This window comes from Leifsonia sp. McL0607 (genome assembly GCF_049993355.1).
GTDB lineage: Bacteria > Actinomycetota > Actinomycetes > Actinomycetales > Microbacteriaceae > Leifsonia.
This window is the reverse complement of sequence record NZ_CP188253.1, coordinates 2,803,241-2,819,781: the sequence shown is the minus strand read 5'-3', so window position 1 is coordinate 2,819,781 and position 16,541 is coordinate 2,803,241. Positions and strand designations below refer to the sequence as shown.

Here is a 16,541-nt window from a genome sequence, read left to right as displayed (position 1 = left end):
CGGGTCACTCGTCGCGCAGCTTCTCGTAGATCTCTTTGCAGGTGGGACACACCGGGAACTTCTCCGGGTCGCGGCCCGGGGTCCACATCTTGCCGCAGAGCGCCTTGACCGGCTTGCCGGTCATCGCGGACTCGAGGATCTGCTCTTTCTTGACATAGTGCGAGAAGCGCTCGTGGTCACCGGGCTCGGAGATCTGCGGGGTCTCCAGGAGCTCGCGCTCCAGCGTGCTCAGGCCGCCGCCGGCGGGCTCACCGCCCGGTTCGAGGATGCTGGCGTCGTTCATCGTCCCAGTCTAAGCGCGGCGTTCAGTCGTTGCGGTTGGCGAACGCCATCAGCTCAGGGCCGCGCTTGTCGAACAGTCGCCCGCCCGCCCAGAGCCCTCCGCCGAGCGCGGCGAAGCCGACCAGCACCGAGACCACCGGCGAGACGCCCAGCCAGAACGGGTTCACTGTCAGGCCGAGCGCCAGGAAGATGATCGCCGGCGAGGCGAGGATCACGATGGCGAAGAAGCTCAGCGCCTGAGCGAGCGCCGATGACGCGCCGGAGGTCTGAGGCTGCGTGAAGGCGCTGTCGCCCGGCTTGGTCGCCGGGTACGGGAAGAGCGCCGAGAATATGCTCGACAGCCCCAGGCCGATCACGAGGATGGAGCCGCATAGCGCTTCGATCGCGGGCAGCACCGCCCAGTCGCCGAAGACCGCCGCGGTGACCACTGACCCGACGGCGATCACCGGGATGCCCACGAGTAAGGGCGGGAACATCCTCCCCAGCCGGTCGGCGAACCCGCGCGTGCCGGACACCAGGTGCAGCCAGACCGCGGTGCTGTCGAACGCGACGTCGTTGTGGATCGTCCAGCCGAGGAACAGGCACACCAGCGGCAGCGGGACCAGGGAGGCGAAGTGCATGGGGAGGCCGCCCAGCGTGAGGGCGACGATCACGAAGACAGGGATCACCGGGATCATCACCAGCGCGACCCAGTAGCGCGCGTCACGACCCCAGTAGGTCATCGATCGCGCAGCGATCGCGGCGGTCGGACCTCCTGGCAGCCGACCGAACCAGCCGAGGCCGTGGTGCTCGCGAACGTGCGCCTCGCGCTCCGGCGCGACAACGACCAGGGCGACCAGCGCGCGCCAGACCAGCCAGAGCACGCCGACGGTCGCGACGGCGACGAGGAACTGCACGAAGGCCGCTCCCCCGGCGCCGTCCGCCGCGGCGCCCGGCATGCTCCAGACGGCACCGAGCGGCGTCCACTGCAGCCAGCCTGCGAAGCCGCTCAGCGCGCCGAGGCCGTCGCGGCCCCAGTCCACCGTCAGCAGCAGCAGGAGGACCGGCGCGATCAGCACCAGCACGAGGATCGCGACGACGCCGCCGGCCTCTTTGGACCGCCGCGACGAGACGAACAGCGACGCTATCGCGGTGGAGATCCTCGAGGCGAGGACGCATGTGGGCACCACGATGATCGCCGACAGCACCGCGAGCACCGCGGCGCCGGGGTCGCGCGACCAGGTGATCACCGTCGCGAGGGCGCATATGAAGAGCACGATAGCCGGGATGCCGATCAGCCCCGACAGACCGAGCGCCAGAGCGAGCCGGCGGTCGGGGATCCCGAGTAGGGCGAACTTTCGAGGGTCGAGCGTGTCGTCGACACCGAACAGCAGCGGCAGCAGCAGGAAACCGGCCACGACGATCGAGCCGATCACGACCAGCACGCTGTGCACATCGGCGACGACGGGCGCAAGGCGCGCCGCCACCAGCGCGCCGATGACCAGCACGACCGTCACGACGCCGTACGCCAGCCCCAGCACCAGGCCGAAGAGCTGCCACGGGCTGCGCCGGAAGGCGTTGCCCATCAGGCGGAGTTTCAGTCCGAGAAGCTGTGCAACCACTCCATGCCTTCCGCTGCCTTGCGCCCGCCCGCGAGCTCCACGAACCGCTCTTCGAGCGTCTGCTCGCCGCGGACCTCGTCGATGGTGCCGGCGGCCAGGACTTTTCCTCGCACGATGATCGCGACGCTGTCGCACACGCGCTGGATCATGTCCATGCCGTGGCTGGACAGCACGACGGTGCCGCCGGCGGCCGTATAGCGCAGCAGGATGTCGACGACGTTGGCCGCCGAGACCGGGTCGACGGACTCGAAAGGCTCGTCGAGCACGAGGAGCCGCGGCGAATGGATCATCGCGGCGGCCAGGGCGATCTTCTTCGTCATGCCGGCCGAGTAGTCGGCGACCAGTCGGTCGAGTGCGTCCTCGATCCCGAAGGCCGCGGCCAGGTCGGCCGAACGCGTGCGCACCGTCTTCGCGGAGAGCCCGCGCAGCGTGCCGGCGTAGTGCAGGAACTGCGCGCCGGTGAGCCGGTCGAACAGGCGCAGCTTGTCGGGAAGCACACCGATGACGTGCTTGGCCCGGACCGGCTCGGTCCAGACGTCGACGCCGTGCACCACGATGCGGCCGTCATCGGGGCGCAAGAGGCCCGTGATCATCGAGAGCGTGGTGGTCTTGCCCGCGCCGTTGGGGCCGACGATGCCGTAGAAAGAGCCTTCGCGCACATCGAGCGAGACGCCGTCGACGGCCACCGTGGATCCGTAGTGCTTGCTCAGCCCGTGGACGGTCAGCACGGCCGGGCGGGTGTCGACGACCGGCGCCGGAGCGGGGGGCGGCTCCAGGAGGTCGGGCTCGTCGATCGGAGCCGCCTTGGGCGTTCTGGGCTTCGCCGCCGCGGTGCGTTTGCGCGGCGTCGGAGTACGCGTGCTCGGTGCTGCGGCGGCCGCTGCGGTCTTCGGCTGCGTCCGCTTGCGGACGGGCCTCGCCTGCTCCGTGCCGGTCTCTGTGGCCTCGGTCATCGGCTCCCCCTCGTCACGACCAAGCGGTTCGGGCACGCCGATCGCCGATTCGGTACGGCCGGGTCGCTCGCGCTCGAAACTCACCACGCCACCGTACCAAGACAGCCGAGCTTGCGTACCCCCCGGCTGGTCGTCGGGGACATCTCGGCGCCTATGAAACACCTGTGAGGAACATAACGACCCCACAACAACAAACGTCAACCCCTGCCCCCGGACGAGGGCCGCGGTATTCTGGGCGAGGCATAAGGGCGTGTCGAAACACGTAAAGCGCGAAGAACTCCCGAAGAACTGTCCGGGAGGAGCGGTCCCGGCGCCGGAAGCCACCGCTGGAGACATACCACGACGGGTTCGCGCGGATTCAAGGAGATGATTGTGACGACCCAGGTAGTGATCCTCGCAGCAGGCATGGGCAGCCGTCTCGGACGGAGCCTTCCGAAGCCGCTGACCGAGTTGAACGACGGCCGCACGATCATGCAGCAGCAGTTCGACAACATCCATGCGGCGTTCGGCAAAGACGTCACGGTCACGATCGTCGTCGGCTACAAGCTCGAGCACATCATCGAGGCGTTCCCGGACGCCGAGTTCGTCTACAACGAGCAGTACGACCAGACCAACACCTCCAAGAGCCTCATGCGCGCCCTTCAGGCGTCCGGCCCCGGCGGGGTCCTGTGGATGAACGGTGACGTCGTCTTCGACCCGGCCGTGCTCGTGCGCGGCGCGGCCATGGTCGCACGCGACCAGACCTTCGTGACGGTCAACACGTCGTCCGTCGCCGACGAGGAGGTCAAGTACACCACCGGTCCCGAGGGGTACATCCACGAACTCTCCAAGACCGTCAAGGGCGGGCTCGGCGAGGCCGTCGGCATCAACTACGTCTCGAGCACGGACAAGGCGGCCCTGCTGCGTCAGCTGCAGCGCGTCGCCGACCAGGACTACTTCGAGCGCGGCATCGAGCTGGCCATCGGCCAGGACCGCATGCTGGTCGAGCCGGTCGACATCTCCGACCTCTACGCCGTCGAGGTGGACTTTCAGGAGGACCTGGAGCGCGCGAATCTCTTCGTGTAGCCGACTGTTCGTATAGTCGCTCAGGTCGGCGTGGTGCGAACACGCAGCCAGCGATCAATACGATAGGTTCCCGTGACCAGTACCTCCGTCGACGTGCGCCCCGGGCAGCGGACGCGCTTCGCGCGCTACCGCCAGTCCCTGTGGCTGCTGACGCGACGCGACCTCCGCGTCCGCTACTCGACCAGCGCACTCGGCTACCTGTGGTCGATCCTCGACCCGCTCGTGATGAGCGCGATCTACTGGTTCGTCTTCACGGTCATCTTCCATCGCACCGTCGGCGAGAATCCCTATATCGTCTTCCTGCTCGCGGCCCTCCTGCCGTGGATGTGGTTCAATGGCGCGGTCTCCGACAGCACGCGGGCGTTCATCCGCGAGGCGAAGCTCATCCGGTCGACGATGATCCCCCGCACGATCTGGGTGAACCGGATCGTGGCCTCCAAGGGCATCGAATTCCTGCTCTCGCTGCCCGTGCTGGCGATCTTCGCGATCGCGACGGGGGCGAAGGTCAACGTCTACATCCTGCTGTTCCCGCTCGCGATCCTGATCCAGATCGTCCTGACGGTCGGCGTCGGCTTGATCGTGGCGCCGCTGGTGGTCTTCTTCCGCGACCTCGAGCGGGCGGTCAAGCTCGCCCTGCGGTTCCTCTTCTACGCGTCGCCCATCATCTACAGTGCGCGCGACCTGCCTGGCGGCTGCGGCGCCGGCGTCGCGGCCAAGCACTGCGCCGCGTACGCGGCGGCGCACCCCGGCGCTCAGACCGAGACGCTGTTCTCCCTGCACTTCTGGTCGGCGTTCAACCCACTGACCGGCATCGTCAGCCTGTACCGCTCCGCCTTCTTCCCGGAGGAGCTGGACTGGTACCTGGTGATCGTGGCCGCCGTGATGTCCCTGATCCTGCTCGGCGTCGGCTGGCTGGTGTTCAAGCGTTTCGAGCGCGACATCCTGAAGGAGATCTAGGTGGCACCCGTCATCGACGTCGCCGGCCTGGGCGTGCGGTTCAAGCGCAACCGTGGAGCGCGGCGGTCGTTCAAAGACCTGTTCGGGTCCCGGCAGCGCCGCTCGCGGCCCGGCGACTTCTGGCCGCTGCGCAACGTCTCGTTCCGCGTGGAGTCCGGCGAGGCGATCGGCGTGGTCGGGCGCAACGGCCAGGGCAAGTCGACGCTGCTGAAGCTCGTCGCCGGCGTCCTGCTGCCCGACGAGGGCACGGTTCGGGTCACGGAGGGCGTCGCCCCGCTGATCGAGATCACCGGGGGCTTCGTGGACGACCTCACGGTACGCGACAACGTGTTCCTCACGGCGGGTCTGCACGGCATGACCAAGCAGCAGATCGATGCGCGCTTCGACGAGATCATCGAGTTCGCCGAGATCGGCGACTTCGTGGATACGCCCTACAAGCACCTGTCCAGCGGCATGAAGGTGCGCATCGCCTTCTCAGTGATCGCGCAGTTGGAGGAGCCCGTGCTGCTGGTCGACGAGGTTCTCGCGGTCGGCGACCGGTCGTTCCGCGAGAAGTGCTACGCGAAGATCGAGGAGCTGCTGGCCGATGGGCGCACGATGTTCTTCGTGTCGCACAACGAGAGGGATCTACGACGGTTCTGCGCCAGGGGCCTCTACCTCGACAAGGGCGCTCTGGTGCTGGACGGTCCGATCGACGAGGTCCTCGACCTGTATAACAAGGACCACGGCGGCTAGCGAATACCCTGGTCAAGAGAGATTTTCTGGGTCTGGGGAACTCCTCCACAGAAAGAATCTCGGCGAGTTGTCCACGGAAAGGGTCTCTAGGCCCGATTTCGCGGTTCGAGCGTCGGAGGGGGTGGCTAATTTTGCCGCATGAAACACCTTCGGAACCTCCGCAGCCCACTCGCCCCGCTCCGTCCCCGGCGCTTCGCCTATCGCGTGCCGTGGACTGTCGATCGCAGCGGCGCGCCCCATTTCCGACTCGTCAACACGAGTTCCGACGAACTGCGCGGAGTCACCGTGAGCATCGCAGGAAGCGCCTCCCTGCGGGTGAGCTCACCGTGCTCCATCCGGCCGGGTGAAGCGGTACGCGCGAGCCTGCACGGCGGCGATGCCGCGCGCGACACGCTCCTCGTCGTGCGCTGGTTTCCGCCCGACGGCCGCGAGTACCTCTGGCAGGTGAGCTTCTGAACGGCGAGCCGGCTACGCGAAAGCGGCCGGCGCCTTCCGTCGGGAGGCTCCGTCGCAGGCTCCCTCGGCGGTGGGGTCGCGGGGTGCTATCCCTCGCTCCACCGCAAGCCAGCGCCTGCATTTTCCGCCGTCTCGGCCTCAGGCTCTCAGACCGACGTATCGATCACTCTGGTTCGGGAATGCACAACCGGATAGTCATGAATCATGAATCATTCCACGTCTCCCGCTGCTACGCAGTTCGGCGAGAGAGTACGCAGCGCACGGATCGAGCTGGGCCTCAGCCAGGAGAACATCGCCGAGCTCGCCCAGATGCACGTGACCAACTACGGCAAGATCGAGCGCGGCATCGCCAACCCCAGTCTCGTGACCATCCTCCGGATCGCGAGTGTCCTCGGCACCGATGTCGCGACACTCACCGCAGGGCTGTCCCGCGACGACCTCCCGGCAGAGTTCGACGTGCTCCCGGCAGCGGAGTTCCTCCGCGAACGCGCTCGCCGACGCTGACACCCTCAGGCGTCGACGCGACCTCCACGCGGGCGTCGCCCTGGCGGCGCTCGCGAGGAGGCCTACACTCGGTAAGGATGGCCAAGCGACCCCAGCCCTTCGTGTCCCCGACCGGCGGACCGCCCCGCGGCGGAGACACTCCTCGCGCGGTGGACACGACCCTCGACCGCTTTCTCGGGATCCAGCGACCGGCTGTGCTCGCACACCTGCGCAGCCTCCGCCGCCGACACCCGGACGCATCCGCCGCCGAACTGGCCACCATCCTCGAACGACGCTATCTCGCCGCGGTGACCACGGGAGGCGCGGCTGTCGGAGCGACCGCGGTCATCCCCGCCATCGGCACCGGGATCACCCTCGCGCTGTCCGGGCTCGAGACGGCCGGCTTCCTGGAGGCGACAGCGCTCTACTCCCAGTCGCTCAGCGAACTGCACGGCATCGCAGTGGACGACCCCGCGCGAGCTCGCGCGCTCGTGCTCACCATGATGCTCGGACGGGAGGGCTCCGACCTGGTGCGCCAGCTGGCCGGCCAGGTCACCGGCGCGAGTGTGACCCGCACGGCGTACTGGGGCGAACTGGTCACGACCACCCTCCCGTCGATGGTCGTCGGCCCCCTGGCCGACCGGCTGCGCACTGCCTTCATCCGACAGTTCGCAGTGCGAGGCGGCGCTTCTATCGTGGCTCGCGCGATCCCGTTCGGGATCGGAGCGGTCATCGGCGGGACGGGCAACAACATCCTGGGCCGACGTGTCGTCGCGAACTCCCGACTGGCGTTCGGGCCCACACCACTGGTGATCCCCGCGGCTCTCACGCCCGCGTACGGGCCCGGCCCCCTGCAGCGGCTCGGCAGCAGCACCGGCCGCCGCGTGGAACGTGCAGGGACGGCACTGGGCGCACTGCCCGGGAGGATCGTGCGGCGTGACCGGTCGCGGCCGCCCACAGGTGCTCCGACCGCCATCGACGGCCCCACGGAACCCCCGCAGCCCTAGACGATCGGCGGTCGTCCCGCAACCGTCATGCGCCCTACGGTCCGCCAGCGGATCGGGCGGCGCTCACCCGGGTCGGAGGCCCAGCCCTCCCGCCAACCGCCGAACCAGGCGCTCAGCACGGCAGGCTTGCGGAACCACCGCAGGAGCTGGATTCCCGTCCACGACCCGACGTACAGAGGCACGAGCGCGGCCGGGAGGTTCCGGCGGGCGAGCCACACCCGGTTGCGGGCGTTCAGACGGTAGTAGTACGAGTGTCGGGTCGGCGAGACGGCCGGATGCTCGGCGACGAGGTCACCTGCGTACCAGACCCGCTTGCCCTGGTCCCAAACCCGCCACGCGAGCTCGATTCCTTCGTGCGCATAGAAGAACGGGTCCGCCCAGCCTCCCGCCCGCTCGAACACGTCCCGCGGGAGGACGATCACGGCCTCCAGGACCGAGAACACAGCCGACGACCGCTCCGGCTCGCCCTTGCGGATGCGCGGAATCCACCGGCGAGGGGACGGCTTGCCGTCGCGGGCGCGCAGCCGCGGCTGGATCATGCCGACGGACGGGTCGCCTTGAAGGAGGGCGATCGCGTCACGCAGGAACGTCGACGACGGGATGTCCGCGTCGTCGTCGAGGAACAAAAGGTACTCCCCCTCCACGCGCGGCACGCCCCGATTGCGCCCGGCCGGGATGCCGAGGTTCTCGGGAAGGGCGAGCGTGCCCACGCCGGCCGGAAGCGCAGGCTTGGCCGTGGCGGGATCCCACCCGTTGCCCACGACCACGACGTCGGTCCGCACGTCTTCTTGGCGGAGCACGGACTCTATGCCGCGCACGAGATCGTGCGGCCGGGTACCCTGCGTCAGCACCACGACGCCGACCGCCGGGTCAGCCACGGACCCGCTTGGAGGTCATGATCGCGACGAAGTGTCCGATGGCCGCCAGCACCGCCAGCGGCACCAGCACCGAGAGCAGGATGCGGTCGGCGAGCGTCGCCCCGATGAAGAGCCCGACGGTCGAGAAGATGAAGATCAGGATGGTCAGCTCGACCGAGTGGTAGAGGCGGTGGAAGGGGACGAACCGGGCGGCCTTGCGCAGCCGAGCGACGACGCCGTGGGTGGGCGCGTACGCCGCTTGAGTGTCGGCAAGCTTGGGCAGGCCCGCGTTGGCGCGCGCTACGCGGACCATATCGTTGAGTGCCTTGTTGAGCACGATGACGAGGGCCAGGAGGGTGCCGAGGTTCGTCCACAGGAAGTCCTGCGGCGCCTCGAACGGATACCCGGCCGCGCGCACTCCCAGCGCGATGGCGATGAGCGTCTCGGTCGTGTAATGGCCCACGTTGTCGAGGAAGATGCCCGCGGGAGACGAGGTCTTGCGCCAGCGGGCGACCTCCCCGTCACAGCAGTCGACGAGCATCTGGAGCTGCCCGAGCACCAGGGCGAGTGCGGCGCCCCCGATGCCCGGGATCAGCAGGCTGGCGGCGGTGGCCCAGCCGGTGAGGATCATCAGGCCGGTGACACCGTTGGCCGAGATGGAGGTCTTGAGCAGGAACCAGGTGAGGTACGGAGACAGGTTGCGCAGGTACAGCGACGCCGTCCAGTGCTCCGCGTTGCGGCGTCCGCGCACCTCGGGCGGCTGCGCCACCGCCTTGAGCTCCGCGATCGACGACGGCCGCGCTCCGTGCGCTGCGGATCCGGCTGCTGTCATGCCTACCTTCCTGTGTGTGCCGTGATGTTCCTGGTGAGAGAGAGATATCCGAGGATGAACCCGATCCCCCAGCTGAAATGGATGCACGGCAAGACTACGAGAAACCAGAGGAACGACGAAAAGCCGTCGCGACGACCCCAGACCAACGCCGACGCGATGACGATCAGCAGATAGGCGACAGGGATCGCGAACGCCCAGAGCAGCCAGGGGCTGCCCCCGAGCAGCGCTTGCAGCACACCGCCGAGCCCGAGCAGAACGCCGAGCGCGACGCCGAGCACCATCACCGGCGGCGCGAAGTAGCGCAGGCCGTTGGAGGCGGGGAAGCGGCGAGCCAGCTCGCCGCGCCAGATCCCCGTGGAGAAGAACTGACGCGCCAGCCGGTAGAGGTTCGGGCGCGGCCGGTAGACCACGCGCAGCCTCGGCGTGAACCACACGGTGCCGCCGGCCTGCCGGATGCGGCGATTCAACTCCCAGTCCTGACCGCGCTTGATGTCCTCGTCGAAGAGCCCGACCTCCAGGAGACGGTCGCGATCGAACACGCCGAGGTACACCGTCTCTGCCGGGCCGGCCGCGCCTCCCACGTGCAGCTTGGTGCCGCCGAGGCCCACGCGGCTGCCGTAGGCGCGCGCGACGGCCCGCTCGAACGGGGTCGTGCCCTGGGCGTCCATGAGACCGCCGACGTTGTCGGCCCCGGTCTCGAGCATGGTCTCGACGGCGATGCGCGCGTAATCGGGTGGGAGCACGCTGTGGGCGTCGACCCGGATCACGACCGGGTACCGCGACTCGCGGATCGCCAGGTTCAGCCCGGCGGGCGTCGAACCGACCACGTTGTCGACGACGCGGATCCGCGGGTCGACGGAGGCCAGCTCTGCGACGAGTTCGGCAGTGCCGTCGATGCTGGGACCCAGCGCGATGGTGACCTGGAACGGCCCGGTGTAGTCCTGAGCGAGGAGGCTGTCCACGGCGGCCCGCACATGGGTCGCCTCGTTGAGGACGGGCATCACGTAGGACACACCTGGAAGTGCGTTCACGCTGTCGTCCGGCATCTGATCCATTCGTCGTTCGGGTCGGGCCGAGCTTATCAGCCGGGGATCGCAGTGCCCCCGGGCGCCGGGGCAGCGGACAGCGCTCCGGCACGACGGAAGGCCGCCCCGCGCTGCGGGACGGCCTTCCGTGAGGTGACAAGCTCAGTTGGCGGGAAGCGAGCCGAGCGTGACGGTCGCGGTCTTCGTCTGACCGTCGCGGATGTAGGTGACGTCGGCCTCGGAACCGGCGGCCAGCGCCCGGACCTGGGCGGTCAGGTCGGTGGCGTCGGTGATCGGGAGACCGTTGAAGTTGACGATGACGTCGCCCGACTGCAGTCCGGCGTTCGCTGCGGCACCGCCCGAGGTCACGTCCTTGACCTTCGCGCCGACCGTGGTCGCCTTGCTGTCGCTGCTGGCGTCGCCGACCGAGGCCCCGAGGAGGCCGTGGGTCGCGGAGCCGTTCTTGATCAGCTCCTCGGAGACGCGCTTAGCGACATTCGACGGGATCGAGAAGCCGACGCCGATGCTGCCGGCCTGGCTGCCGCTCGAGCTGCTGCCGCCGGCGCTCGCGATGGCGACGTTGATGCCGATCAGCTCGCCCTTGCTGTTGAGCAGCGCACCACCCGAGTTGCCCGGGTTGATCGAGGCGTCCGTCTGGATGACGGGCAGCGAGATCGTGCCCTGGCTCGAGTTCTGCTGCTGCGAGCCTCCACCCTGGTTCGGGAAGTCGAAGTTGAACGGGTTCTGCGAGCTTCCGCCGCCGTTTCCGTCGCTCGACTTGGGCGCCGCGGAGGACGCGATGCTGATCGAGCGGTTCAGGGCGCTGACGATGCCGTCGGTCACGGTGCCGGACAGCCCCAGCGGGGCGCCGATGGCGACGGTGGTGTCGCCGACGTTGAGCTTGCTGGAGTCGGCCCAGGTGATCGGGGTCATGCCGCTCGCGCCGTCGAGCTTGATCACCGCGAGGTCGGTGGTCGGATCGGTGCCGACGATCTTGGCGGTGTAGATCTTGCCGTCGTTGTCGGTGACGCTGATGCTGACGTCGGAAGCGGCGCCGTCGAGGGTGACGACGTGGGTGTTCGTGAGGATGTAGCCGTCCGACGAGAGGACCACGCCGGAGCCGGTGCCGCCCTCGCTGGAGGCCGTGACCGAGATCGTGACGACGCTCGGCGCCGCCTTAGCGGCGACCGCGGTGACGGTCGTGGCGTTGTTCGCGTCGTTGACGGTGATGTTCTGCGGACCGGACACCGTCTTGATGGCGGCGTTGTTGCCGGTGGCGGAGTAGAGGCCGATGCCGGCTCCGGCGCCGGCCACGCCGCCGATGAGCGCTCCGATGGCGAGCGTCGCGATGATCAGGCCGCTGTTGCGCTTGCGGGCCGGCTTCTCTGCGGTGGCCGTGCCGGGAACGGTGCCATAGGGAGGCTGCTGAGCGCCGTGCTGGTGAGCGTACGGAGCCTGTGTGTAGGCGCTCGGCTGGCCGAACGCGCCGTTGCCGTAGTTCTGCTGGGAAGCACCGGGCTGGCCGTACGGAGGCTGGGGACCGACCGGCTGGGTCTGCTGGGTCGGCTGCGTCTGGTGGGTCGGCTGCGTCTGGTGAGCGGCCGGCTGTAGAGCGCTGGGCTGAGGAACGGTGGGCTGCTGCGCCGTGGCCTGCTCGGCGGTGGGCTGCGACCCCGCCGGGGTGGCGCCCTGCGCGGCGGGAGCGGTCCAGCCATGATCGGCAGCCGGAGCCTGCGGGACCTGCGGGGCCTGCGCCTCGGTAGGAGCCTGCGGCTGGCTCGGGGTCACCGGCTGGGCCGGGGGCTGCGGCTCGGCAGGAGCCTGCGCCTCGGCAGGGGCCTGCGCCTCGGCAGGGGCCTGCGCCTCGGTAGGAGCCTGCGGCTGGGCGGCCGTCTGGGCTTCGGCAGCGGCCGGGGCGGACTGCGCAGCGCCGGCATCCACGACCGCTTCGGTGTCGGCGTCGTGCTGGGGCTTCGCAGGTTCCGGGGTGATCGGGGTGTCGGTCATGGTGTGGGTGCTCCTTCCAAGCACTGACAGCTTGGGATGCCAACCTGAACGTTCTATTTGCGCGTCCTGTGGGCGACCTTCTGCCTCCCGATGACTCTCCATAACGTACCGAATGCATGCGTTGTGGAGGGAGGCCCTGGCCTGCCCTAGCCTGGGATTCGGCAGGCACGACGGGAGGGCGACCGATGACGGTATCCGGAGCGTGGCGGGCAGCTGCCCGCGGAGCGGGTCTGCTGGGAGCGGACGGAGCGGTGCGCCCCACCATCTTCGCCGAGATGAGCGCCCTCGCCGTGCGAACGGGCGCGATCAACCTCGGGCAGGGCTTCCCCGACGAGGACGGGCCGAGCGCGGTGCTCGACGCCGCCGTCACGGCCATCCGCAGTGGCGTCAACCAGTACCCGCCCGGCATCGGCATCCCCCTGCTCCGGCGGGCCGTCGCCGACCACCAGCGACGCTTCTACGGGCTGGAGGTCGACCCGGACCGCGAAGTCCTCGTGACGGCCGGCGCCACCGAGGCCATCGCGGCGACACTCCTCGCCCTGCTCGAGCCGGGCGACGAGGTGGTCACCTTCGAGCCGTTCTACGACGAGTACGGCGCCGTGATCGCCCTCGCGGGCGGCGTGCACCGCACGGTCCCGCTCGAGCCGCCCGCCTTCCGGCCCGACCTCGACCGGCTACGCAGCACCGTCACCGACCGCACACGGGTCATCCTGGTGAACACGCCGCACAACCCGACCGGTGCCGTCCTGGACCGCGAGACGCTGCAGACCGTGGTCGAGCTCGCCGAGCGCCACCACGCGATCATCGTGACGGACGAGGTCTACGAGCACCTCGCTTTCGGACCCCGCCACATCCCGATCGCCACGCTCGACGGTGCGCGCGAGCGGACGGTGACGATATCCTCCGGCGGCAAGACCTTCAGCACGACGGGATGGAAGGTGGGGTGGCTCATCGCGCCTGCCGAGCTGGTGACGGCGATCCTGGCGGTCAAGCAATTCCTCACCTATGTGAACGGAGCGCCCTTCCAACCGGCGATCGCCGCGGGGCTCGCACTGCCGGACGAGTTCTTCGCGGGGATCGCCGCAGCCCTCGCCCACAAGCGCGACGTGCTCTCCGCCGGGCTGCGGGCCGCCGGGTTCGAGGTGCATCCCAGCGACGGGACCTACTTCGTCGTCGCGGACGCCGCGCCGCTCGGGCATCCGGACGCGATGGAGTTCTGCCGCCGGCTCCCCGAACTCGCCGGCGTCGTGGCCGTACCATTGGCGGCGTTCTGCCGCGACGACTATGCAGCCCGCACGGCGTCGCTGGTGCGGTTTGCCTTCTGCAAGCGCGTGGAGGTCCTCGAGGAGGCCGCAGAGCGCCTCGCCGCTCTGCGGTCCTGAGCCCGCGAAGCGGGACGACGGCTCAGTCGTTCGGCGGCTCAGTCGTTCGGCTCCACCCGGTAGCGCCGCAGCTGCAGCGCCGGATTGCGCCTGCGCACCTCGGCCACGCGCTCCGCCGACGCCTCTGCGACCGCGACCCCTGTCGTCTCGCCGAGGCCCGCGAGCACCACACCCATGGGATCGACGACCATGCTGTTGCCCACGCCGATCGGCGGGGTGTGGTCCGCCGCCGCGACGTAGAGGGTGTTCTCGATGGCGCGCGCGGCCAGCAGTGTGGACCAGTGCTGCTCCTTGAGCGGACCGCGCACCCATTCCGCCGGCACCGCGACCAGCTCGGCGCCGGCGTCGGCGAGCCGTCGCGTGACCTCCGGGAAGCGCAGGTCGTAACAGGTCTGCATTCCGACCCGGAGCCCGTCCACCCCGAACACCTCGGGCAGTGCCAGGTCGCCGGGTACGACCCAGTCGGACTCGGTCGACCCGAACGCGTCGTACAAGTGCTGCTTGCGGTAGACGGCTTGCGTGATCCCGTCCGGGCCGACGGCGACCAGGGTGTTGGCGAACTTGTCGTGGATCCCTGTCTGCTCGACCAGGCCGGCGATCGCGAAGACGCCGTGCTCGCGCGCCGCCGCGGCCAGGGACTGCGCGAACTCGCCGTCGAGCGGCTCGGCATTGCGCGCGAACGACGGCCCGAGCGGGTCCGTGAAGTACGACGAGTACTCCGGGAAGACGACCAGGCGCGCCCCGCGAGCGGCGGCGACGGCGATCAGCCCGGCGACCAGGTCGCGGTTGTGCACGCGGTCGTCGCCCGGAGTGAACTGGGCGACCGCGATGCCGACCGCGCTCACGACGCGGCCTCCACGCCGGGGACCGCTGCGGCCACCGGGGCAGGTGTCTCGATCGGGAGGTGGAGGCTGATGGATGTCCCCACCCCCTCCTCGCTCGCAACGTCGAGCCGACCGCCGTGGGCGGTGACGATCGCCTTCGTGATGGTCAGGCCGAGGCCCACACCGGGCACGGCGTTGCGGGTGGCCGTCGATGCGCGGAAGAACCGCTGCGAGAGCTGACTCAGCTCGACAGCAGGGATGCCGATGCCGGTGTCGGTCACGGCCACCACCGCGGCGTCGCCGTCCCGCCGCAGCGAGACGGTCACGATGCCTCCCGACGGGGTGAACGTGAGCGCGTTCGAGACTAGGTTGTCGACGGTCTGCGCACCTCCCGGAGCAGGTCGATGCCGGATCCCCGGCATCTCGATGTCGGTGATGACGACGGCCGGGTCGAACGAGGCGATCGTGTCGAGGGCGAAGGACGGATCGGTGACGGGGGCGACCTGCGCGTCCGCGCGCTTCTCGAGCACGGTCTTCATGTAGAACGCGACATCCGGTCGTCCTCGATCACGCACACGCCGTACTTCTGTGCCGAATTCGCCATTCGCTTCTCCCGGGTCCTGCGTCGACTCTAGTGGACGAGGGTTCTCGTGCCCCCGGACGCGCCCGGGCCTGCAGCGGATTTCACAGCGCCCCAGGAGCGTGCTAGAGTCACTTCTTGTGCCGCGGGGTGGAGCAGCTCGGTAGCTCGCTGGGCTCATAACCCAGAGGTCGTAGGTTCAAATCCTGCCCCCGCAACCACCGGCCCGGACTTGAGGAGAAATCCCCAGGTCCGGGCCGCTTTGTTCCAAATGGATGACTTTCGAGGCTTCGAGCAGCCGCTGAAGCGCAGCGCGGGCGTCGGCGAACGGCGCGCTCCTGCTCGATCCGGCGGTCTCGAGAGGCACGGCCCTCGGCGGTCGCCTGGACGCGCGAGGTGGAAACACGTGTGCGACCGCCTCCTGTACGCCCCAGCCGGCGCCGACACCCCTCCCGATCGCGCCGACGAACCGGTCTCGATCAACGGAACCTCACCGCGTCGAGCTCCGGCACCTCCACACCGGCGGCGACGAGCTCGAGCGTGATGCGCTCGATGATGTCGGCCGCTGGCTCGCCGTCGTCGTAGGTCGCCTGGGCACCTGCGGGCACGATGACGTCGAAGCCGCGTTCGAGCGCCCCGACCGCGGTCGCCTGCACGCAGTACTCGCTCTGCAATCCCGCCACCACCACCATGTCGACGCCCATCGTCCGCAGCACGTCGGCGAGGGCGGGATTGGACTCGAACGTGTTGGCGACGTCCTTGCGCACCACCGGCTCGCCCGGCAGCGGCGTGAACACCAGCTCCCAGCCCGGGGTTCCCGGCTCGTCCGGGTCGCCTGGACGGCCGTCGTTCTTGACGTGGATGATCGCCGCGTCGGCGTCCCGGGCTGCGTCGAGCAGGCCGGAGAGAAGGGCGCGGAAGTCGGCAGCGCCGGCGACCGCCCCTTGACCTTCCAGAATGTTGCGCTGCACGTCGACGAGGATGAGGCCGTATCCCATGCGCTCCATCATGCGTCGCATTCGCTAGGGTCGTAAACCGTAGGGTGCCGAGGGAGGACTGCGGCAGAGGAACACGGCAAGGCGACGCCAGTCCGCCGTGCGCGAGCACAACCTGACCACAGCGCTTCAGCTGGTGCTGTCGGGCGACGGCCTCGCCACGCGCGCCACCATCGCGCGCCGCACCGCCCTGACCTCCGCTACCGTCTCCTCTCTGCTCGCGGGTCTCATCGCCGACGGCCTCGTCCTTGAGGGCCGGCTGGCCGAGAACACCGGTGGCAAACGTGCGACGACGCTGCGCGTCGGCGCGGAGCACAACGTCCTGTTGTCGGTGATCGTTCAGCCCGGGCTCGTCCGCGGGGCGGTCGTCGACCTCCTCGGCCACGTCGTGACGAGTGTCGCGCACCGCACGACGACCACGGTGACGCTCGGCGACGTCCGCGCGGTCGTGCGCAGGCTGGCCGCGACGACCACGGAGCGCGCCTGAGCATGCGAGAACG

18 protein-coding genes and 1 tRNA gene are annotated in these 16,541 nt (G+C 69.3%); 9 read left to right on the top strand and 10 right to left on the bottom strand.

Annotated features, from left to right (window positions below):
* Nucleotides 1-4: 4 nt before the first annotated feature.
* From ACPPVW_RS13605 to ACPPVW_RS13595, 3 genes are read right to left on the bottom strand one after another with little or no spacing between them, the layout of a single operon-like run.
* The gene (locus ACPPVW_RS13605; RefSeq protein ID WP_426623643.1) at nt 5-283 is read right to left on the bottom strand and encodes a DUF3039 domain-containing protein; all 279 of its coding nucleotides are present in this window, start codon (nt 281-283) and stop codon (nt 5-7) included.
* 22 nt (nt 284-305) lie between these two features.
* The gene (locus ACPPVW_RS13600) at nt 306-1,847 is read right to left on the bottom strand and encodes a hypothetical protein (protein ID WP_426623642.1); all 1,542 of its coding nucleotides are present in this window, start codon (nt 1,845-1,847) and stop codon (nt 306-308) included.
* Nucleotides 1,848-1,858: 11 nt separating this feature from the next.
* Nucleotides 1,859-2,836, bottom strand: coding sequence for an ATP-binding cassette domain-containing protein (locus tag ACPPVW_RS13595; RefSeq protein ID WP_426623641.1), 978 nt, complete (start codon nt 2,834-2,836; stop codon nt 1,859-1,861).
* Between the two features lie 372 nt (nt 2,837-3,208).
* On the opposite strand from ACPPVW_RS13595, the gene ACPPVW_RS13590 reads away from it, so the two are divergent.
* The 6 genes from ACPPVW_RS13590 (at nt 3,209) to ACPPVW_RS13565 (ending at nt 7,539) form a co-directional block, all read left to right on the top strand.
* Entirely contained in the window at nt 3,209-3,901 is a 693-nt protein-coding gene (locus ACPPVW_RS13590; protein ID WP_426623640.1) for an NTP transferase domain-containing protein, read from the top strand.
* A gap of 72 nt (nt 3,902-3,973) precedes the next feature.
* Entirely contained in the window at nt 3,974-4,858 is an 885-nt protein-coding gene (locus ACPPVW_RS13585) for an ABC transporter permease (protein WP_426623639.1), read from the top strand.
* Entirely contained in the window at nt 4,859-5,593 is a 735-nt protein-coding gene (locus ACPPVW_RS13580) for an ABC transporter ATP-binding protein (protein ID WP_426623638.1), read from the top strand.
* A 285-nt stretch (nt 5,594-5,878) separates the two neighbouring features.
* Nucleotides 5,879-6,049 carry a hypothetical protein gene (locus tag ACPPVW_RS13575; RefSeq protein WP_426623637.1) on the top strand — a complete coding sequence of 57 codons (171 nt, stop codon included), beginning with the start codon at nt 5,879-5,881 and terminating at the stop codon, nt 6,047-6,049.
* Between the two features lie 204 nt (nt 6,050-6,253).
* Nucleotides 6,254-6,553, top strand: coding sequence for a helix-turn-helix domain-containing protein (locus ACPPVW_RS13570; RefSeq protein WP_426623636.1), 300 nt, complete (start codon nt 6,254-6,256; stop codon nt 6,551-6,553).
* A 77-nt stretch (nt 6,554-6,630) separates the two neighbouring features.
* On the top strand, nt 6,631-7,539 hold the full coding sequence (locus ACPPVW_RS13565) for a hypothetical protein (RefSeq protein ID WP_426623635.1): 909 nt from the start codon (nt 6,631-6,633) through the stop codon (nt 7,537-7,539).
* On the opposite strand, the gene ACPPVW_RS13560 is transcribed toward ACPPVW_RS13565, so the two are convergent.
* The 4 genes from ACPPVW_RS13560 to ACPPVW_RS13545 form a co-directional block, all read right to left on the bottom strand.
* Nucleotides 7,536-8,417, bottom strand: a complete 882-nt coding sequence (locus ACPPVW_RS13560) for a glycosyltransferase family 2 protein (protein ID WP_426623634.1) — start codon at nt 8,415-8,417, stop codon at nt 7,536-7,538. The two genes, ACPPVW_RS13565 and ACPPVW_RS13560, sit on opposite strands and share 4 nt — an antisense overlap.
* Nucleotides 8,410-9,228: a CDP-alcohol phosphatidyltransferase family protein gene (locus tag ACPPVW_RS13555; protein ID WP_426623633.1), complete on the bottom strand. Its 819-nt coding sequence runs from the start codon at nt 9,226-9,228 to the stop codon at nt 8,410-8,412. Before ACPPVW_RS13555 ends, ACPPVW_RS13560 begins: the two co-directional genes overlap by 8 nt.
* 2 nt (nt 9,229-9,230) lie before the next feature.
* Entirely contained in the window at nt 9,231-10,274 is a 1,044-nt protein-coding gene (locus ACPPVW_RS13550; protein WP_426623632.1) for a glycosyltransferase family 2 protein, read from the bottom strand.
* A gap of 141 nt (nt 10,275-10,415) precedes the next feature.
* Complete coding sequence (locus ACPPVW_RS13545) at nt 10,416-12,260, bottom strand: trypsin-like peptidase domain-containing protein (RefSeq protein ID WP_426623631.1); 1,845 nt, start codon at nt 12,258-12,260, stop codon at nt 10,416-10,418.
* Nucleotides 12,261-12,445: 185 nt separating this feature from the next.
* Between ACPPVW_RS13545 and ACPPVW_RS13540 the strand changes: the two genes are divergently transcribed.
* Entirely contained in the window at nt 12,446-13,642 is a 1,197-nt protein-coding gene (locus ACPPVW_RS13540; RefSeq protein ID WP_426623630.1) for a pyridoxal phosphate-dependent aminotransferase, read from the top strand.
* A 38-nt stretch (nt 13,643-13,680) separates the two neighbouring features.
* Here the strand turns inward: ACPPVW_RS13540 and ACPPVW_RS13535 are convergent, their stop codons facing one another.
* Both ACPPVW_RS13535 and ACPPVW_RS13530 read right to left on the bottom strand, forming a co-directional pair.
* Entirely contained in the window at nt 13,681-14,487 is an 807-nt protein-coding gene (locus ACPPVW_RS13535) for a carbon-nitrogen hydrolase family protein (RefSeq protein WP_426623629.1), read from the bottom strand.
* Nucleotides 14,484-15,041 carry an ATP-binding response regulator gene (locus ACPPVW_RS13530; protein ID WP_426623628.1) on the bottom strand — a complete coding sequence of 186 codons (558 nt, stop codon included), beginning with the start codon at nt 15,039-15,041 and terminating at the stop codon, nt 14,484-14,486. Before ACPPVW_RS13530 ends, ACPPVW_RS13535 begins: the two co-directional genes overlap by 4 nt.
* A 149-nt stretch (nt 15,042-15,190) precedes the next feature.
* Between ACPPVW_RS13530 and ACPPVW_RS13525 the strand changes: the two genes are divergently transcribed.
* Nucleotides 15,191-15,267 (top strand) — tRNA-Met (locus ACPPVW_RS13525).
* Nucleotides 15,268-15,525: 258 nt separating this feature from the next.
* Here ACPPVW_RS13525 and ACPPVW_RS13520 read toward each other — a convergent pair.
* On the bottom strand, nt 15,526-16,056 hold the full coding sequence (locus ACPPVW_RS13520; protein ID WP_426623627.1) for an isochorismatase family protein: 531 nt from the start codon (nt 16,054-16,056) through the stop codon (nt 15,526-15,528).
* Nucleotides 16,057-16,141: 85 nt separating this feature from the next.
* On the opposite strand from ACPPVW_RS13520, the gene ACPPVW_RS13515 reads away from it, so the two are divergent.
* Nucleotides 16,142-16,528, top strand: coding sequence for a hypothetical protein (locus ACPPVW_RS13515; protein ID WP_426623626.1), 387 nt, complete (start codon nt 16,142-16,144; stop codon nt 16,526-16,528).
* The last annotated feature ends 13 nt before the right edge of the window (nt 16,529-16,541 follow it).

Excerpts from the sequence above, each read along its gene's own strand:
- ACPPVW_RS13605 (WP_426623643.1), bottom strand. The coding sequence starts at position 283 with ATGAACGACGCCAGCATCCTCGAACCGGGCGGTGAGCCCGCCGGCGGC.
- ACPPVW_RS13600 (WP_426623642.1), bottom strand. The coding sequence starts at position 1,847 with ATGGGCAACGCCTTCCGGCGCAGCCCGTGGCAGCTCTTCGGCCTGGTG.
- ACPPVW_RS13595 (WP_426623641.1), bottom strand. The coding sequence starts at position 2,836 with ATGACCGAGGCCACAGAGACCGGCACGGAGCAGGCGAGGCCCGTCCGC.
- ACPPVW_RS13570 (WP_426623636.1), top strand. The coding sequence starts at position 6,254 with ATGAATCATTCCACGTCTCCCGCTGCTACGCAGTTCGGCGAGAGAGTA.
- ACPPVW_RS13565 (WP_426623635.1), top strand. The coding sequence starts at position 6,631 with ATGGCCAAGCGACCCCAGCCCTTCGTGTCCCCGACCGGCGGACCGCCC.
- ACPPVW_RS13555 (WP_426623633.1), bottom strand. The coding sequence starts at position 9,228 with ATGACAGCAGCCGGATCCGCAGCGCACGGAGCGCGGCCGTCGTCGATC.
- ACPPVW_RS13550 (WP_426623632.1), bottom strand. The coding sequence starts at position 10,274 with ATGCCGGACGACAGCGTGAACGCACTTCCAGGTGTGTCCTACGTGATG.
- ACPPVW_RS13545 (WP_426623631.1), bottom strand. The coding sequence starts at position 12,260 with ATGACCGACACCCCGATCACCCCGGAACCTGCGAAGCCCCAGCACGAC.
- ACPPVW_RS13540 (WP_426623630.1), top strand. The coding sequence starts at position 12,446 with ATGACGGTATCCGGAGCGTGGCGGGCAGCTGCCCGCGGAGCGGGTCTG.
- ACPPVW_RS13520 (WP_426623627.1), bottom strand. The coding sequence starts at position 16,056 with ATGATGGAGCGCATGGGATACGGCCTCATCCTCGTCGACGTGCAGCGC.